The 15,729-nt window shown below is 68.7% G+C and carries 12 protein-coding genes; 3 read left to right on the top strand and 9 right to left on the bottom strand.

What is annotated here, in order from left to right:
• Positions 1-60: 60 nt before the first annotated feature.
• From BpN12_RS26610 to uraH, 3 genes are all read right to left on the bottom strand, one after another.
• Positions 61-3,258 (bottom strand): EAL domain-containing protein, encoded by a 3,198-nt coding sequence (locus BpN12_RS26610; RefSeq protein WP_246795192.1) that lies wholly within the window; start codon positions 3,256-3,258, stop codon positions 61-63.
• A 436-nt stretch (positions 3,259-3,694) separates the two neighbouring features.
• Complete coding sequence (locus tag BpN12_RS26605; RefSeq protein ID WP_246795191.1) at positions 3,695-4,888, bottom strand: urate hydroxylase PuuD; 1,194 nt, start codon at positions 4,886-4,888, stop codon at positions 3,695-3,697.
• Positions 4,889-4,959: 71 nt separating this feature from the next.
• Positions 4,960-5,313 (bottom strand): hydroxyisourate hydrolase, encoded by a 354-nt coding sequence (uraH, locus tag BpN12_RS26600; RefSeq protein WP_042625306.1) that lies wholly within the window; start codon positions 5,311-5,313, stop codon positions 4,960-4,962.
• Between the two features lie 484 nt (positions 5,314-5,797).
• On the opposite strand from uraH, the gene BpN12_RS26595 reads away from it, so the two are divergent.
• A complete protein-coding gene (locus tag BpN12_RS26595) occupies positions 5,798-7,225 on the top strand; it encodes an 8-oxoguanine deaminase (RefSeq protein WP_246795190.1) in 1,428 nt (475 codons plus the stop codon).
• A gap of 41 nt (positions 7,226-7,266) precedes the next feature.
• Here BpN12_RS26595 and BpN12_RS26590 read toward each other — a convergent pair whose 3' ends face one another.
• The 6 genes from BpN12_RS26590 to BpN12_RS26565 all read right to left on the bottom strand — a co-directional run bounded on the left by BpN12_RS26590 (position 7,267) and on the right by BpN12_RS26565 (position 12,578).
• On the bottom strand, positions 7,267-8,196 hold the full coding sequence (locus BpN12_RS26590) for a LysR substrate-binding domain-containing protein (protein WP_198251844.1): 930 nt from the start codon (positions 8,194-8,196) through the stop codon (positions 7,267-7,269).
• A 217-nt stretch (positions 8,197-8,413) separates the two neighbouring features.
• Positions 8,414-8,623 (bottom strand): dodecin, encoded by a 210-nt coding sequence (locus BpN12_RS26585; protein WP_246795189.1) that lies wholly within the window; start codon positions 8,621-8,623, stop codon positions 8,414-8,416.
• Positions 8,624-9,003: 380 nt separating this feature from the next.
• Positions 9,004-9,441: a hypothetical protein gene (locus tag BpN12_RS26580; RefSeq protein ID WP_246795188.1), complete on the bottom strand. Its 438-nt coding sequence runs from the start codon at positions 9,439-9,441 to the stop codon at positions 9,004-9,006.
• A gap of 412 nt (positions 9,442-9,853) precedes the next feature.
• Positions 9,854-10,306 (bottom strand): large conductance mechanosensitive channel protein MscL, encoded by a 453-nt coding sequence (mscL, locus tag BpN12_RS26575; protein WP_198252717.1) that lies wholly within the window; start codon positions 10,304-10,306, stop codon positions 9,854-9,856.
• 244 nt (positions 10,307-10,550) lie between these two features.
• Positions 10,551-11,804 (bottom strand): tetratricopeptide repeat protein, encoded by a 1,254-nt coding sequence (locus BpN12_RS26570; RefSeq protein ID WP_246795187.1) that lies wholly within the window; start codon positions 11,802-11,804, stop codon positions 10,551-10,553.
• Between the two features lie 93 nt (positions 11,805-11,897).
• Complete coding sequence (locus BpN12_RS26565) at positions 11,898-12,578, bottom strand: PspA/IM30 family protein (protein WP_246795186.1); 681 nt, start codon at positions 12,576-12,578, stop codon at positions 11,898-11,900.
• A gap of 14 nt (positions 12,579-12,592) precedes the next feature.
• Here BpN12_RS26565 and BpN12_RS26560 point away from each other — a divergent pair, with 14 nt between their 5' ends.
• On the top strand, positions 12,593-12,889 hold the full coding sequence (locus BpN12_RS26560; protein WP_246795185.1) for a hypothetical protein: 297 nt from the start codon (positions 12,593-12,595) through the stop codon (positions 12,887-12,889).
• A 295-nt stretch (positions 12,890-13,184) separates the two neighbouring features.
• Positions 13,185-15,701 (top strand): penicillin-binding protein 1A, encoded by a 2,517-nt coding sequence (locus tag BpN12_RS26555; protein ID WP_246795184.1) that lies wholly within the window; start codon positions 13,185-13,187, stop codon positions 15,699-15,701.
• Positions 15,702-15,729 lie beyond the last annotated feature (28 nt).

Genomic DNA, 15,729 nt, shown 5'->3' with positions numbered 1-15,729 from the left:
GCGGTTCGCGGGGTTTTTTTCAGGTTCGTCGTTCCCGCTGCCGTTCCCGGCATCGCCCGCTCAGACCGCTTCGCTGACGCGCGGCGCGGCACGCGTCTTGAGCCATTGTTCGAGCGCCTCGTTCGACATCGGCCGGGCGTAGTAGAAGCCCTGCAACTCGTCGCAGCCGATGCGCTTGAGCGCGTTCGCCTCGTGCGCCTGCTCGACGCCCTCGGCCACCACGCGCAGGCCCAGCTCGTGGCCGAGTTCGACGATGGCGCGGATCACGGCGAGATCGGCGAGCGCCTCGAGCCGGCCGTTCACGAACGCGCGGTCGATCTTGAGCCGGTCGAGCGGGAAGCGGTGCAGATAGCTGAGGCTGGAATAGCCGGTGCCGAAATCGTCGAGCGAGAGCTTCACGCCGAGCGCGCGGATCTCGTTGACGGTGTCCAGATAGTGATCGACGCTCTCCATCAGCACGGTCTCGGTGATTTCGAGTTCGAGGCTGTCCGGCTTGACGTCATGGGTCATCAGGCTGTCGCGCAGCTTGTCGACCAGTTGCGCGTCGTCGCGCAGCTGCACCACCGAGAGATTGATCGACACGCGGATCTCGGGCAAGCCCGCGGCGCGCCAGCGCGCGATCTGGCGGCAGGCCTCGTCGATCACCCAGGCGCCGATCGGCACGATGAGGCGCGTTTCCTCGGCGATCGGGATGAACTGCGAGGGCGGCACCATGCCCAGATGCGGATGCTGCCAGCGCAGCAGCGCCTCCACGCTCAGCAGCTGGCCCGTCTCGGCCTGCACGCAGGGCTGGTATTCGAGCCACAGCTCGCGGCGCTCCACCGAGGTGCGCAGATGGGTTTCGAGTTCGAGGCGGTGGCGCGCGCTTTCGGCCATCTCGGGCGAGAAGAACTTGACGAGATTGCGGCCGCCCGATTTCGCGCGGTACATCGCGGCATCGGCGTTCTGCATCAGCGTCTCGATGTCCTCGCCATCCTCCGGATACAGCGCGATGCCGATGCTGCACGCCACCTGCAGCGTCATGCCGCCGATCTGGTGTGGCTCCTGCATGGGTGGCAGCAGCCGTTCCTCGATCAGGTGCGCCACGTCGGCCGCGCTGCCGGCGCCGCCGAGCAGGACCGTGAATTCGTCGCCGCCGAGCCGGCTCACGGTGTCGCCCGCGCGCACCGACTGCAGCAGCCGCTGCGAGACCGAGCGCAGCAGCCCGTCGCCGGCGTGATGGCCGAACGTGTCGTTGATGTCCTTGAAGCGATCGAGATCGATGAACAGCACCGCCACCCGGCTGTTGCCCTGCCGCGCCTGCTCGATCGCGGCGCCGAGCCGCCGGGTGAACAGCGCGCGGTTCGGCAGTTCGGTGAGCACGTCGTGCTCGGCGAGGAAGCGGATGCGCGCCTCGCTCTTCTTGCGGTCGGTGATGTCGATCAGCGTGCAGATGTAGTGCGAGACCGCGCCGTGCTTGTCGCGCACCGCGCTGATCATGAGCCAGGCCGGATAGTCGCCGCCCGCGCGCCGGCGCACCACGGCTTCGCCGTTCCAGACGCTCGAGATGTCCACCAGCGCCGTGAGCCGCGGCATCAGCGGCTGGTCGCCGCCGCTCGCCACGATGAACTCGGGCAGCGTGCCGCCGATCTGCTCGGCGCGATAGCCGGTGGCGCGATAGAACGAGGCGTTCGCGGTCAGCAGGCGGCGCTCGCCGTCGAGGATCAGGATCGCCTCCGACGACGCCTCGAACACCTTCGCCCACAGTTCGAGGCGCTGCTCCATCAGCTTGATCTGGTTGATCGGCGTGAACGCGGTGAGCACCGCGTCGCGCCCCTGGAATTCGAGGCGGCGCGCCGAGAGCATGGCCCAGGTCGGTTCCTCGCTCGCCATCCAGCGCACCTCGAACTGGTCGACGGCATTGCGGTCGGAGAGCTGCTGGAAGAAGCGCGCGCGCACCGCCGAGTCGAGCCCCGAGGCCCACGGGTCCGAGGTGCAGCCGTTGAGCCAGTAGAGCGCCGGGTGGTTGGCGTGCAGCACCTCGTGGCCGGGCACGGCCGTGACCATCATCGGCACCGGCGTGGCCTCCACCAGCGCGTGCTGCGCCTGCGCGGCGCGCGCGCTGGCGGCGAGCTCCTTCTGCACGTCGCGCTCGTGATCGAGCTGCGCGAGCATCTCGTTGAAGCCGTTGACGAGCTGGCCGATCTCGTCCTGGCTGTGCCACGCGGCGCGCTGGCGATGGTCGCCGGTGCGGCGCACGGTGTCCATCACGCGCGCGAGCTGGCGCAGCGGCCGCGAGATCTGCTGCGCCACCAGGTAGACCATCGAGAGAATCCCGCAGAGCAGGAACAGCGCGGTGCCGAGATGCAGCCACATGCGCGAGAACAGCGCGCTCACGCGCGAGCGCAGCAGCATGTCGAGCTCGGCGCCGGTGGCGCGCCAGGCGTCGCCCGCGCGGGCCACCAGCGCCTGCTGGGCCGCGTCGGCGGCCGCGCGCGAGACGGCGTCGGTGCCACCGGCGGCCACCGCCAGGCGCGCGGCGTCGCGGTAGGTCTCGATCGACGCGAGCAGCTGCCCGACCGGCGCGGCCAGCACGCGCTGCACGCCGGCGTTGGCCGCGCCGGCCTCGGCGAAATCGGAGCGCAGCCCCTGCGCGACGGCGTCGAGCTGGCCTTCGAGCACGAGATAGCGCGTGCTCAGTTCGCGCCGGAGCCTGGGGTTGTCGGCGCCTTCGTGCAGGCGCTGGCCGATGCCGTCCACCGCGTCGAGCAGCGCGGGATAGCGCAGGACCGACAGCGACATCGAGTAGTAGCTGTCGAGATCGGGATCGAGGATCAGGTTCGACTGGTTGCCGACTCGCGTGATCAGGTCGCGGCAGGCCGTGAACGCGTCGCGCACGGCCCCGGCGCGGTCGGCTTGCGGCGCATGGGCGAGCGCCTCGAGCGCGGCGCGCACGCGCGCGTTCAGTTCGCCGCTTTGCAGTTCCGCGCCGTACTGCTGTTCGGCCGCGGACAGCGCGGTTTCGGTGCGCGCGACCTCGTGCGTGCCGAGGCGTCCGTCGGCGCCGAGCGTGGCGACTTCGACGAGCGCCTCGCGCACGGTGGCCAGGTAGGCGCTGCCGACGATCTCCTTCTGCGAGAAATCGATCGACATGGTTTTCTCGTGGATCAGGATGCTGCTGATGTAGACCACCGCGCTCAGGTCGAGCAGGTAGATCAGCAGCAGCTTGCGGCCGACCCGCAAGCGCCCGAGCAGTCGAAAGAACAGGTTGTGTTGCATCGCACGCGCCAGGATGACACCGAGGGTTGACGCCATGTTCCCGACCGGGAACCGGCGTGTCCGGAAGCGTCGCCGCGGGGTCCGCGTGCGCTCGCTCCCTGACTAACGGCAGCGGCGCGTGCGTGCTTTAGCGCGAGCGTGCGGAATCGGCGCGGCGGCGCGCGGATGCGTCGGCGTGGTGCGTGCGCACCGCCGTGGCGCGATGCGGGGAGGGGGAAAGCGCGTCGCGGCGGCATGCGGCGTGGTTGCACCGGGCCATCGCGGGTGGCGCCCGGTGGCGCTGCGTGAATAGCCGGTGACACCGGGCAGGCCCGGGCCGGGTTCTCCACCGGTCCCGTTGTTCGCGGCGCATCCGCCTCGCGATGCCGGCGCCGCGAAAACGAGACGGGCTCGCACCATCGCGAGCCCGTCTCGTCATGTCCGGTCGAGCGCGTGCCTACTTCGCCGCGCCCGCCTCGAACCAGGCGGCCACTTTCATGCGCTCGTCATCGGTCATGTGCGTGACGTTGCCGATCGGCATCGCCTTCAGCTGCACCGCCTGCTGGTAGATGCGCTGCGCGTTCTGCGCGATTTCCTCGGGCGTGTCGAACATCACGCCGGCCGGCGCGCTGCCCATCATCGTCGGCTTGGCCGAGTGGCAGGCCACGCAGCGCTGCTCGAGCACCGGCTGGATGTCCTTGATCGCGAGCTTCGGCAGGTTCGCCGCCTGCGCTTCCGACGCCACCGGGCGCGGCGCGGTCCAGACCAGCGCGAGCAGCATCAGCGCCACGCCGCCGAGCGGCAGGTACCAGAGCTGCTGGCCGCGGTGGCGCATCACGAAGAACTGGCGGATCAGCGCGCCGGCCAGCATGATGATCACGAGCACGACCCAGTTGTAGCGGTTGGTGTACGTCATCGCGTAGTGGTTCGACAGCATCGCGAACACCACCGGCAGCGTGAAATAGGTGTTGTGGACCGAACGCTGCTTGCCGCGCTTGCCGTAGATCGGATCCGGCGTCTCGCCCTTGAGCATCTTGTCGACCATCTTGCGCTGGCCCGGGATGATCACGAAGAACACGTTGGCCGACATGATGGTCGCCAGCATCGCGCCGACGATCAGGTAGGCCGCGCGCCCCGAGAAGACGTGGCAGGCCAGGTAGGCGGCGAGCACCACGTAGAGGCCCACGAACACGCCGAGCAGGCGGTCGCGGTTGCCGAGCAGGCGGCACGCGCAGTCGTAGACGATCCAGCCGGCCATCAGGAAGCCGAGCGCGGACGACACCGCCACCACCGGCCCCATGTCCAGCACGTTGCGATCGATCAGGTAGGTGTTCGGCGCGAGCAGGTAGAGCACGAAGAACAGCCCGAAGCCCGACATCCAGGTGGTGTACGACGGCCATTTCGACCAGTGCAGGTCGTCCGGCATGGCGGCCGGCGCGACCGTGTACTTCTGCATGTTGTAGAAGCCGCCGCCGTGGACGTGCCACAGCTCGCCGAACACGCCGCGCTGGCGCTGGTTCGGGTCCTTCGGCGGGGTCAGGCTGTTGTCGAGGGCGACGAAGTAGAACGATTCACCGATCCAGGCGATCGCGGCGATGACGTGCAACCAGCGAATCGCGAGATTCAGCCAGTCGTTGATGAAGCCTTCCATGAAACTCCTCCAGACAAACTCGGGGCATTGTTGTCGCGTCCTCGTCGGACGGGCGGCGGGCCGATACGCTGTCAGCTGCCGCGATAGGTGCTGTACGACCACGGCGAGACCAGCAGCGGCACGTGGTAGTGCGAGCCCGCGTCGGCCACGCCGAAGCGCAGCACGACGCGATCGACGAAACGCGGCTCGGGCAGCGCGACGCCAAGCGCGGAGAAATAGTCGCCGGCGTGGAAGACGAGTTCGTATTCGCCGGCCGCGAGCGCGTCGCCTTCGAGCAGCGGCGCGTCACAGCGGCCGTCGTCGTTGGTCGTCGCCTGCTTCAGCAAGCGGCGTGCCTCGCCGTCGATGGCATGGAGTTCGATCCGGATGCCGGCACCCGGCCGGCCGTGGGCGGTGTCGAGTACGTGGGTAGTCAGCTTTCCCATTCGCTTGTGTCCTTGTGTGAATGCGAAGAATCACGGCGCCTCGATCCGGTGTTGCGGCGGCGGATCGAGGCTCCACGGCTGTGGCTACATACCCGTCGGCGGATCGAAGCGAGCGCCGAGCCGCCATTCTAAGAAAGCTTGCGGCGCGATCCGCCGCGCGATAGCGAAGATAAGCCCGCATGCATGAGCGGCGGCGCGGATTTTTGTCCAAGGCATCCCGGACAACGTATCCGACCATATTGCCGGTGTGAAGGCGAGCATGCGGCGGGCACGCTTGCCAGCCGGCCGCGGCTGCGCGATGCTCGGCCGGTTCGCGCACGGCTTTAGCCGCGCCGCGGACCCCGAAGACGGCGGGGACGCCGGGTAACCGGGCCAGGGCGTTCGAACGGACGCGGCGGCACGGTTGATGCGCCGCCTCACGGTTCGAACGCCACGCTCGCCGCTGCTCAGCTACGCGGCATCACCGAACGGAGCACGAACCGCCATGCCTGACGAATCAAACCTGCGCCAAGCCGCATCCGTCTTTTCCCTCCCGACCGACCCGGCCGCGCGCGGCCGCACGCTGCTGGTGCGCCACGCCGAGGTGCTGGTCACGATGGACGCGCAGCGCCGCGAGCTGCGCGACGCGGGCCTCTACATCGAGGACAACCGGATCGTCGCGGTCGGCCCGAGCGACACGCTGCCCGACACGGCCGACGAGATCCTCGACCTGCGCGGCCATCTGCTGCTGCCGGGCCTCGTCAACACGCATCACCACATGTACCAGAGCCTGACGCGCGCGGTTCCGGCCGCGCAGAACGCCGAGCTGTTCGACTGGCTCACCGGCCTGTACCGGATCTGGCGGCACCTGACGCCCGAGATGATCGAGGTGTCGACGCTGACCGCGATGGCCGAGCTGCTGCTGTCGGGCTGCACCACCTCGAGCGACCATCTCTACCTCTATCCGAACGGCGTGCGGCTCGATCACAGCATCGAGGCCGCGCGCCGGATCGGCATGCGCTTCCACGCGAGCCGCGGCAGCATGAGCGTGGGGCAGCGCGACGGCGGCCTGCCGCCCGATGCGCTGGTCGAGCGCGAGGCCGCGATCCTCGCCGACACGCAGCGCCTGATCGAGACCTACCACGACGCCGGACGCTACGCGATGCTGCGGGTGGCGGTCGCGCCGTGTTCGCCGTTCTCGGTGAGCCGCGAGCTGATGCGCGACTCGGCGCGGCTCGCGCGCGCCCACGGCGTCTCGCTGCACACGCATCTGGCCGAGAACGCGCGCGACGTGGCCTACAGCCGCGAGCGCTTCGGCATGACGCCGGCGCAGTACGCCGAGGATCTCGGCTGGGTCGGCCCCGACGTCTGGCATGCGCACTGCGTGCAGCTCGACGAGGCCGGCATCGCGCTGTTCGCGCGGACCGGCACCGGCGTCGCGCATTGCCCGTGCTCGAACATGCGGCTCGCCTCGGGGATCGCGCCGGTCCGGCGCATGCGGCTCGCGGGCGTGCCGGTGGGGCTCGGCGTGGACGGATCGGCCTCCAACGACGGCGCGCAGATGGTCGCCGAGGCGCGCCAGGCGCTGCTGTTGCAGCGGGTCGGCTTCGGGCCCGACGCGATGACGGCGCGCGAGGCGCTCGAGATCGCGACGCTGGGCGGCGCGCGGGTGCTGAACCGCGACGACATCGGCGCGCTCACGCCGGGGATGGCCGCCGATTTCATCGCGTTCGATCTGGCCCAGCCCGGCTTCGCCGGCGCGCTGCACGATCCGGTCGCGGCGCTGGTGTTCTGCGCGCCGTCGCAGGTGGCGTGGAGCGTCGTGAACGGGCGCGTGGTGGTGCGGGAAGGGCGGCTCGCGAGCCTCGACACCGGGCCGCTCGTCGAGCGCCACAATGCGCTCGCGCGCGAGCTTGTCGAAGCGTCGCGCTGAAGGTGCTGAAGATGCAGAGCCCGCCGTGGCGGGCTCAGGGCTCAGGCGTTGATCAGCGTGCGGGTGGCCTCGGCCACCAGGCTGCGCAGCCAGCGCACCTCGTCCGAGTAATGGCTGCGTTCGTGCCAGAGCTGGTAGTACTGCATCGGCGGGAAGTCGAGCGGCGCCGGCACCACCGACAGCGGCAGGAACTTCGCGTAGTGGTCGGCGAACAGCCGCGTGGTGGTGAAGATCAGGTCCGACTTCACCAGCACGTAGGGCGCGAGATTGAAGTACGGCAGCGTCACCACCACGTGGCGCTTGAGCCGCTCGCGCGCCAGATGCACGTCGATCGCGCCGCGCTGGCCGACCGAATACGGCGTGGGCGCGAGGTGCGGGGCGTTCAGGTACTGGTCGAGCGTGAGGCCGCCGCGCTTGGCGAACGGATGCGTGTTGCTCATCAGGCAGACGATCTTGTCGACGAACAGGTTCGACAGATGCAGCTGCTCGGGCGGCTCGGGCCAGTTGCCGACCACGATGTCGAGCTTGCCGTCCTCGAGCGCGAGCTCGTAGTCGAAGGCCGGGCCGAGCGAATGGAATTCGAGCGTCGCGTTCGGCGCCGCCTGCCGGAAGCGTTCCACCACGGTGGGCACGAACAGCACGTTCAGGTAGTCGGGGCAGCCGATCCGGTAGCAGCGGATCGAGGTGGCGGGATCGAAGTTGTGCTGCTGGAACTTGATGCGCTCGATTTCGCGCAAGGCGTTCTGCACCGGTTCGAGCAGGCGCAGCCCGTATTCGGTGGGCACCATGCCCGACTTGCCGCGCACCAGCAGCGGATCGCCGGTGATGTCGCGCAGGCGCCGCAGCGCGGCGCTGATCGCGGGCTGCGACTGATTCAGCTTGACCGCCGCGCGCGTCACGCTGCGTTCCATCAGCAGCGTATGCAGGACGCGCAGCAGGTAAGTGTCGATCGCCTCGCGTTGTTGACTCATTTTCTCTCCAGGTTATATATGTCTCGGCTGATATCGGAATCGGCTGAGTATATTGTTTTTAATATGGACAGAAATGACCGTCAAGGCGGCGTAAACCACAGTCGGGCAGCGGTTCCGGGAGCGATCCGAAGCGCGGCGAGGGCGGCAGGAGGCAGAGAGGGGAGACACGCCTCGCGGCGCGAGGCGTGGCGTTCGCGGCGGTGGAAACCGCCGGGGATCAGTCGTCGAGGCGCAGGCCGACCTTCAGCGTCACCTGCCAGTGGGCGACCTTGCCGCCCTCGATATGGCCACGTGTCTCGATGACCTCGAACCACTCCAGGTTATGCAGCGTCTTCGCTGCCTTCGCGATGGCGACGCGGACCGCATCGTCGCTCGATGCCTGCGACGAGCCGGTCAGTTCGATCTGCTTGTAGACGTGGTCACTCATGATGCCTCCGGAACGATGGATGGAACGATGCGGCGGCCGGCATGCTGTCGGCGCGCAGCCCGTCAAGGAGTGATCCACGCGCGGGGGGACAAGTTCAATCGGATGTCGCGCCGGATGGAGGCGGGAGGTCGCGCGGCGCGGAAGCAGCAACGAGCGCGCCTGAACGGGGCGACGCCGGCGGCCGGCGCTCGTCGCCCGCGACGCCGCGCAACCGGTGGGCGGTGCGCGATATCGATGCCGGTCGGCAAGCCTGTCGGCACCGGCGCCATCGACGACGACACCGACGAACATCGATGCAGCCGGCATGGCGCGGCGATACGAGGTGGGTCGAACGCGCGGGTGGAAGGACCGCCGTTCGCGGTCCGTTCAACCCGTCCGGCTCACAGCGATCGCGGCGTGGTATCGCCGGCGTTCTGCCGGCCCGCGCTGCGCTCGCCGGCACTCGCGCCGCCGAACTCGGGCAGGATTCGCGCCCGCGCGCGGCTCGCGAACACGAGGAAGCCGAAACCGTTCGCCTCGTACCAGTAGCCGCCGTTCTCGAGCCCTTCAAGCGGCTGTTCGAGCGCGTTGGTGATCGATTCGATGCAGCGCTTGCGCAGGTCGGCGATCGCCGGATACGGCGGATGCGCGCCGCGCACGGTGCAGAGCAGCACGTCCAGCCCGGGCAGCACGTGCGCGTACAGCACCGGCTCGTCCTGCGCGCGGGCCCGCGCGATCTTGGTATCGAGCTGGGCGAAGGGCTTCGCGTGGCGCAGCACGGCGAGGAACGATTCCTGGCCGTCCGATGGCGCGCGTCGGCGTTTTTTCGGAAAGGACATAAACACTCGCGTCAAAAACGATTGCAAGATTTGTGGCTTTGTCATGCGACCCACCCCCAAACCGGCTAGCGCGCCCGCATGTCGATCTTTTATAGCATACGAAAATGCCGTCTTCACTGAGTATCCGGCCACGCCGCGGAGGGCCGGACGCGTGAATGTCCACGATCGTCATGTCTGCGCTGATGCGCCTTGTGTAATGTCGTTGCTTTTTCATGATAGACCGGCGCACGCGGCGCGTGCAGGCCCGATTCATAAAAAAGCCGTGTTTTTGGGGGCGCGGGGATGAGTGTTTTCCCGTGGGCGAGCCGTGGTCCGATCGATCGCGCCGCACAAAAAACGCCCGCAAAAAAGCCCGCGCGAGGCGGGCTCGGGACCGGCGCGTGGGGGGCCGGTCCGATCGCGGCGGGGTTGCTCAGCCGCGGTTCTTCAGCGAATCGCGGATCTCGCGCAGCAGCATCACGTCCTCGGGCGGCGGCGGCGGTTCGGCCGGCGCGGCCGGTGCGGTTTCGACCGGACGGCGCAGCCGGTTGATGAAACGCACCATCAGAAAGATGATGAACGCGAGGATGATGAAGTTGATCAGCACGGTGATGAACGAACCGTAGCCGAACAGGGCGACGCCCGCGGCCTGCAGATCCTTGTACGAGTCGGGATTGCCCTTGAAGGTCGCGGGGATCGGCCCGAGCTGGATGAACTTGTTCGAGAAATCGAGGCCCCCGGTGATCACGCCGATCACCGGCATGATGAGGTCCTTGACGATGGAATCGACGATCTTCGAAAACGCGCCGCCGATGATCACACCGACGGCCAGATCCATCACGTTGCCCTTGACGGCGAACTCCTTGAATTCCTTCATGATGCTCATAAGCAGGTTTCTCCAGGGAAGGGAAAGGGAATGTGCGGCAGGCCGGCCCGCACGATTGATCGCGCACATGATAGCGAAGGCGATCGGACACTCATAGTTCGTCCAGCAGATGCTAACAAACTCGGCGCCGGACGGTGCGCCATGAAAAACGGGCCGTTGCCGGCCCGTTTCGCATGAGGTCCGAAGCCGCCGCGCCGCCCGGGCGCCGCTTCGGCGGAGCGGGCCGGCAGGCCGGCCCGGGCGTTCAGCTGTTGTTCCAGTCGTCGTCGCTGCTGCCCATGTCGACGCCGCCGTCGTTGCCGCCGCTGTCCCAGCTGTCGCCCTGACCGAAGTCGAAGCCAGCATCGTTCCCGCTGCCGTTGCCGTCGTTGCGGCCGAAGTCGTCAGGCTGGCGGTGCCGTTGGTCGTCGACGATCACGTCGCGCTCGACCACGCGCTCGCGGCCGCCCGACATCGCCTCGCCGAGCAGCACGCCGGTGAGCAGGCCGCCCATGCCGCTGCCGAAGCCGCCGCCCTGCTGCACGATCACGGGGGGCTGTTGCTGCGGATAGGGCGGGTAAGGCGGATACGGCGGCTGCTGTTGCGGGTACTGGGACGGGTACGGCGGCTGGGTCTGCGCGCCCGTCAATCGATCGGCCTCCTGAGCAAACACCGATCCCGTGCCGGCCGCCGGCGCGGCCGGGGCGGCGTTCGGATCGGGGCGGCCCTCGACGCGCGCCTTCAGGCTCGCGAAGCGGTGTTCGAGATCCTCGAGCTGGTACGGCGGCACCGGGTTCTTGCCGGTCGACAGCGTCTCGACGAGCGTGCGCGCGTCGGTTTCCACGCCCTCGATGTCGCTCGTCAGCGCGGCGGCGCCGGGCGCCGTCGACAGCCGCGCGTCGAGCTTGAGCGGACGCACTTCGTTCAACAGTTCGGTGGCGCGTTTCAGTTGCGCGCGGCGTTCGTCGTCGGCCTGCTTGTCCTCGCCCGAGCGCGCGCGGCGAAGCGTCCAGCGCAGCACCAGCGCGATCACCACCACCAGCAGCAGGAGGCCGATCCACATGCCGATCGACGGGCCGTGGCGGGCCGGCGTGGCCGGCGCGAACGGCGTGGCCGACTGCGTCGAGGCCTGCGGCTGGGCGGTGGGCTGCAGCGCGCCGCCGGCGGTGGCCGAGCGGCGTTCGCCGGCGCGGTTCGCGTCGGCGCGCACGCGCGATTCGGTCTGCGCGAACGCGGACGGGTTGGTGAAATGGATCGACGGATCGAGCGACTTCGCGCGTTCGATCTGCGCGAGCGCGTCGGCCGAACGGCCCTCGCGATCGAGCACCTGGCCGTACAGGTAATGCGCGCGCGCGCTGTCCGGATGCGCCTCGATGACCTGCGAGAGCTGCGCGTCGGCGCGTTGCCAGTTGTGCTGGTTGACCGACTGTTCGACCTGCGCCAGCGACGGCACGGCCGCGAACACGCTCGCCGAGACGGCGAGCAGCGAGATGGCGGCGGCGGCAACGAATTTGTTCATCAGTATTCAGGCGGCGAGCCTGCCTCCTTCGACGGTGCCGCGCGGCGGGCCGGATGCGGCATGCCCGCCGCGCGGTGCCGGTGCATGGATTACTTACTGCGCCGGCGTGTTCAGTTGCTTCTTCAGCGCCTCGAGGCGATCGTCGACCGACGGGCCGCGGTTCAGCGCCGCGAGCTTGTCGTCGAGCGCCTTGCCGCTGTTCGTGTCGGCCGAGTTCAGGCGTGCGTCCGAGCGCGCGTTCGACAGCGCGACCTTGTCCTCGAGCTTCTGGAAATCGGCCGACAGATCCTTGCCGCCGATGCCGCCCAGCGCGGTGGCCGCGACGTCCTTGGCCTGCGCGATTTCCTGCTTGGCCTGCAGGATGTTCGAGCGCGTGTTCAGGTCGTTGCGGCGCTGGCGCATGTCGGCGATCTGCGCCTTCAGCTTGTCGACCGACGGCTCGAGCGCGTCGAGTTCGTGGGCGAGCGCGTCGCGCTCGACCTCGGCGTTCGATTGCGCGGTCAGCGCCTCGCGCGCGAGCGACTCGTCGCCCGACTGCAGCGCGCGCTTGGCGCCGTCCTCGTACTTCTTCGCCTTGTCGGCGGCGGCGTCGCGCTTGCTGCGCTGGGTCGCGACCTGGGCCTCGATCTCGATCAGCGAGTTCTCGGCCCTGGCAATGCTGTCGTCGAGCTCCCGCACGATCTGCCGTGCGTCGCGCGACGGGTCCTGCACCGAATCGGCCGCGTCGTTCAGCAGGCCTTTGAGCGTGCGCGAGATAGAGTCGAAAAGCGACATGAAACCCTCCATGGATGAATGTCGAGGTGATCGGCGACCACCTCGGTGGCACGGCGCGGCGCGCCCGTGATGCCGGCGGATATTACACCACCGGATCGCTTAAACGCCGCTTAAACAGGGGCGGCGGCGGGTTCCGGCGGCGCTCGCGCGTGCGGTTGGCGAACCGCTTCGCAGGCGGCTTTCGCACGCGGTTCGCGCGATCCGGACATGCGGGCGCCGCGCGCGGATTTCCAGGGGCGAAAACAGACCGATACAAAGCTTTCCGCGTTGAAAGCCTGCGTGGCCGCGCGCGCCGTCTGCGCTCTCGATGATAGTCGGCGCGCGTGACGATGGTGCGCCGGCGATGCGCCTGGACGGCGCCGCGCGTGCCCGCCGCGCGTGCCCCGCGCTGGGGCAGGCAGCGGAAATTTTTACAAAAAATCGCGCGGGCGGCCGGACGATTTCATTAAAATGCGCTGTCGCGTCGCGGGAACGGATCACCGCGTGCCGTGATCCGGCGATGTGCTACGCTCCATGCGCATCGCGTCAAGCCCTAACACGTAACGTCCACACGCACACGCGCGCCACGCGCGCCCACGGTGTCGCCGCCGCGCCCGCCATTCCGACATGCCGATCATCAAACGCCCGTCCGACTCCGAACCCAACTACAAGTTACGCCGCTCGCCTTCCGGTGCGTTCTACGCGGACGAATCCGACCGCCACGGCGGTGACGATCATCGCCGCGATCGCGACGACGACCGCGACCGCGGCGGCCGGCGCTCGATCGGCGCGCGCATCGCGCTGTGGTTCGCCGGCCTGATCGCGGTGGCCGGCGTGGTCGGCGCGCTGATCGTCGGCTACGCGCTGGTGGTGATGGCGCCGCAGCTGCCGTCGCTCGACGCGCTGACGAACTACCAGCCGAAGGTGCCGCTGCGCGTCTACACGGCCGATCACGTGCTGATCGGCGAGTTCGGCGAGGAGCGCCGCAGCCTGGTGCGCTTCCAGGACATTCCCGACGTGATGAAGAAGGCGGTGCTCGCGATCGAGGACTACCGCTTCTACGAACACGGCGGCGTCGACTTCGTCGGCATCCTGCGCGCCGGCGTGGCCGACCTGATGCACGGCGGCGCGCGGCAGGGCGCGAGCACGATCACGATGCAGGTCGCGCGCAACTTCTTCCTGTCGAGCGAGAAGACCTACACGCGCAAGATCTACGAAATGCTGCTCGCCTACAAGATCGAGCGCGCGCTGACGAAGGACCAGATTCTCGAGCTGTACATGAACCAGATCTATCTGGGGCAGCGCGCCTACGGCTTCGCGGCCGCCGCGCGCGTGTACTTCGGCAAGGACCTGAAGGACATCACGCTGGCCGAGGCGGCCATGCTCGCGGGCCTGCCGAAGGCGCCGTCGGCCTATAACCCGGTGGTCAATCCGAAGCGCGCCAAGGTGCGCCAGGAATACATCCTGAGGCGCATGTTCGAGCTCGGCTACATCACGCAGCCGCAGTACGACGCGGCCGTGAAGGAAGAGATCCATACGCGCACGCCGGGCAACCAGTACGCCGTGCATGCGGAGTACATCGCCGAGATGGTGCGGCAGATGATGTACGCGCAGTACAAGGACGAGACCTACACGCGCGGCCTGAGCGTGACCACCACGATCAACTCGGCGGACCAGGAAGCGGCCTACCAGGCGGTGCGGCGCGGGATTCTCGACTACGAGCGCCGCCACGGCTACCGCGGGCCGGAAGGCTTCATCGCGCTGCCGGCCGCCGGCGATGCGCGCGACGAGGCGATCGATGACGCGCTCGCCGATCACCCCGACAACGGCGACCTGCAGTCGGCGGTGGTGGTGGGCGCGACGCCCGCGGCCGTGGACGTGCAGTTCGTGGGCGGCGCGACCGCGAAGATCGGCGCGGCCAACCTGCGCTTCGTGGCGGCCGCGCTGAGCCCGCGCGCGTCCGACGCGCTGCGCATCAAGCCCGGCTCGATCGTGCGCGTGATCAAGGACACGCGCGACAGCTGGCAGATCAGCCAGCTGCCGCAGGTGCAGGGCGCGCTGGTCGCGCTCACGCCGCAGGACGGCGCGATCCGTTCGCTGATCGGCGGCTTCGACTTCAACCAGAGCAAGTTCAACCACGTCACGCAGGCGTGGCGCCAGCCCGGTTCGAGCTTCAAGCCGTTCATCTATTCGGCCTCGCTCGAGAAGGGCCTCGGGCCGGCCACCATCATCAACGACGCGCCGCTGTACTTCCCGCCGAGCACGCCGGGCGGCACCGCCTGGGAGCCGAAGGACGACGACCAGCCGGAAGGTCCGATGACGATGCGCGACGCGCTGCGCAAGTCGAAGAACCTCGTGTCGATCCGGATCCTCGCCTCGATCGGCACCAAGTACGCGCAGGATTACGTGACCCAGCGCTTCGGCTTCGATCCGGCCAAGACGCCGCCGTACCTGCCGATGGCGCTCGGCGCCGGGCTCGTCACGCCGCTGCAGCTGGCGGGCGCGTATTCGGTGTTCGCCAACGGCGGCTATCGTGTCGATCCGTACCTGATCGCGGAAGTCGACGACGCGCACGGCCAGCCGCTGCAGAAGGCGCAGCCGGCGATCGCGGGCAGCAACGCGCAGCGCACCGTCGAGGCGCGCAACGCCTACGTGATGAACAGCCTGCTGCACACGGTGGCCACCGCCGGCACCGGCGCCGGCTCGAACGTGCTGGGCCGCTCGGACCTGCAGGGCAAGACCGGTACCACCAACGACGCGAAGGACGGCTGGTTCGCCGGCTACCAGCAGTCGCTGGTGGCGGTGGCCTGGATGGGCTTCGACCAGCCGAAGAGCCTCGGCAGCCGCGAGTTCGGCGCGCAGCTCGGCCTGCCGATCTGGATCAACTACATGCGCACGGCGCTGCGCGGCGTGCCCGATCAGCCGATGGCGATGCCCGACGGCCTGACCACGATCGACGGCGAGCTGTACTTCGCCGATCACACGCCGGGCAACGGCTTCATCGCGAACGTCGACATGGGCGACGCGGCGAACCCGATCAACGCCAACGACGCACTCGGCTCGGCCGGCGCGGCGGGCCTGACGCCGCCGCCCGTGACGCCGCAGGAGAAGCAGCAGATCATGGACATGTTCGACAAGCCCTGATCCGTGCGGGCGGGCAACCCGATGCGCG

Origin of the sequence: Burkholderia perseverans (assembly GCF_022870505.1) — a bacterium.
Classification (GTDB): Bacteria; Pseudomonadota; Gammaproteobacteria; order Burkholderiales; family Burkholderiaceae; genus Burkholderia; species Burkholderia plantarii.
The sequence above is the reverse complement of the archived record's forward strand: the minus strand, read 5'-3'. Positions and strand labels throughout refer to the sequence as shown.